This is a genomic window from Cedecea sp. VD22, assembly GCF_037150195.1.
Taxonomy (GTDB): Bacteria; Pseudomonadota; Gammaproteobacteria; order Enterobacterales; family Enterobacteriaceae; genus Cedecea.
Genome location: NZ_JBBCPX010000056.1, coordinates 1 through 422 on the forward strand (window position 1 = coordinate 1; position 422 = coordinate 422).

General features: G+C 55.0%; 1 protein-coding gene. It reads right to left on the reverse strand.

Going from position 1 to position 422, the window contains the following annotated elements:
* Positions 1 to 422, reverse strand: a 422-nt coding sequence (locus WFK85_RS23455; protein WP_336709969.1) for a GTP-binding protein, incomplete at both ends; no start/stop codon positions are given.

Sequence of the window (422 nt, forward strand, 5' to 3'; positions counted from 1 at the left end):
GTGTCATCGCCCGGGAAGTCGTACTGAGACAGAAGTTCACGCACTTCCATTTCAACCAGCTCCAGCAGCTCTTCGTCATCAACCATGTCGCATTTGTTCAGGAACACGATGATGTAAGGAACGCCAACCTGACGACCCAGCAGGATGTGCTCACGGGTCTGAGGCATAGGGCCGTCAGTCGCAGCAACAACCAGGATAGCGCCGTCCATCTGAGCAGCACCGGTGATCATGTTTTTCACGTAGTCGGCGTGCCCTGGGCAGTCAACGTGCGCGTAGTGACGAGTCGGGGTGTCGTACTCAACGTGGGAGGTGTTGATGGTGATACCACGAGCTTTTTCTTCTGGTGCGTTATCGATCTGGTCGAATGCACGAGCAGAACCACCGTAGGTTTTAGCCAGAACGGTAGTGATTGCAGCGGTCAG